The organism is Enterobacter sichuanensis (assembly GCF_002939185.1).
Classification (GTDB): Bacteria; Pseudomonadota; Gammaproteobacteria; order Enterobacterales; family Enterobacteriaceae; genus Enterobacter; species Enterobacter sichuanensis.
Window position 1 is genome coordinate 1 of the sequence record NZ_POVL01000138.1, and the last position, 1771, is coordinate 1771.

2 protein-coding genes are annotated in these 1771 nt (G+C 41.3%); both read left to right on the forward strand.

Annotated features, from left to right (window positions below; genetic code table 11):
* Positions 1–327: 327 nt before the first annotated feature.
* Positions 328–627 carry a hypothetical protein gene (locus tag C5687_RS24135; protein WP_023281092.1) on the forward strand — a complete coding sequence of 100 codons (300 nt, stop codon included), beginning with the start codon at positions 328–330 and terminating at the stop codon, positions 625–627.
* Positions 628–697: 70 nt separating this feature from the next.
* Entirely contained in the window at positions 698–1456 is a 759-nt protein-coding gene (locus tag C5687_RS24935) for a hypothetical protein (protein WP_202911316.1), read from the forward strand.
* Positions 1457–1771 lie beyond the last annotated feature (315 nt).

The window sequence follows — 1771 nt, forward strand, 5'->3', positions numbered from 1 at the left end:
AGTCGGGTTTGGTGCGGGTTTTGAGTTGTCTGGCGTGAATTCAGGATGAAATCTACCTCCAGCCAGTCTGGTGCATAACAATTCATGCCCGTAAAACCCATCAGCGCGATTTTGAGGCGTTTTCAGGGGGTAAGACGTAGGATTTAATGGGTTACGCCCCAGAATCGTTTCTCGAGCGTTTGAGCGGTGCGTGTAATGCGACGTTATGGTAAATGCCTGTCTTGCTCACTTTTAGAGCATGAGGCAAAAAGGGTAAAAACTTATTTGCTTAACAGCCCCTATCACTATGTAAATTAACTCCTGAAAACTAAAAAATGGAGGATTGGCATGGCGACTGCTACTAATTTTGATGCGTGGTTAGATGATGTTGATGGCGATTATGAGGAGGTTATGGCTCTTTATGATTCCGTTCAGAATGTAAGTGATATGGGGTTGTATCAGTGTGTTGAGGGTGGTCGGGGTGATGCTTGGGTCGTGAGCTCTAATCATCATCCAGAAGCTCTTTTTCTAGCATCAGCTGTGGCTAGGGATACTTTCCTCAAATTGATTAGAGAAAGGCTATGTGGCGGCGAAGATGTTGATTCATGGTATGGATTTCAACGAAATATATCGAATGATCACTCGTAATCGTACAGAGAGTTCCCCTTGTGGGAACTCTTAAAATATGACGTTATAGTAAATAGGATGCGTAGGGGGTGTGGCTCTTATGGTGACGAGAAGGTACTTACTAGGTGGTGAATATCCCTCCGAGGAATTTGTTCAAGCTTCTTTAGAAAAATATTTTTTTCGACAAGGGTTCGATATAGATACGGGTTCTTATATTGACCTTATTTGTCGTGATAAAGAATCTAGGGATGTTGTGTGGCATATTGAAGTAAAAGGAAAAACATCACAGCCAGGGTTGGATTTTCGAACTTGTCTTGGACAATTAGTGCAGAGAATGACAAAAGATAATATTAATTATGCTATTGCTGTTCCAAGAATAAAACAGTATGAAAGATTAATAGAAGAAACGAGCATTCTTGCTGTTAGTAAATTGAATTTACACTGGATATTTGTTGGGCCTGATGGCAGTGTGACAATTAAGGAACCTGATAGCTCTACGATGAAAAATGGTAATGGTAATGGTAATGGTAATGGTAATGGTAATGGTAATGGTAATGGAAGAGAAGTTTCTCTTGTGAATGGGGGGTTTAAAAGATTTATTACGGGGGATTTTATGCCAACTTGCTCATATGGGAAAGCTCCTGTTGTATTTAAATCATCTCGGCGAGAAATGTGGGATTGGTTGGACGATTTTGTTATTTCAAATGGGGTGATCCCAAGTATTGCTGATATTAAAGAAGAGGCTGAATCGCGGAGTGGGAAATGGACGCTTTCTAATGTTAAAATAGAGTATCAGTTTTGGAAAAGATATCACTTGTATAAGGGGCATTTTTTCTATCAATCTGAGTAGCTGACTCATTTGTTCATCAAATGCCATGATCTTCTTGAGATTCATTCGCTCAAAGCGTAATCTCTTTCTCGGAAAACGAAAAAACCACCCGGCAAGGTGGTTTTTCGAAGGTTCATTAACCGGCAAGTTTATGAACCGTGGTAACAGTCTTGTGCGAGACATGTCACCAAATCCGTCCTTCCAGTGTAGCCTCAGTTAGGTCTTCACTTCAAGAACTCAAATACATCTCTCGCACATCCTGTTTACCAGTGGCTGCTGCCAGTGGCGCTTTGTCGTACCTTTCCGGGTTGGACTCAAGTTGATAGTTACCGGAAC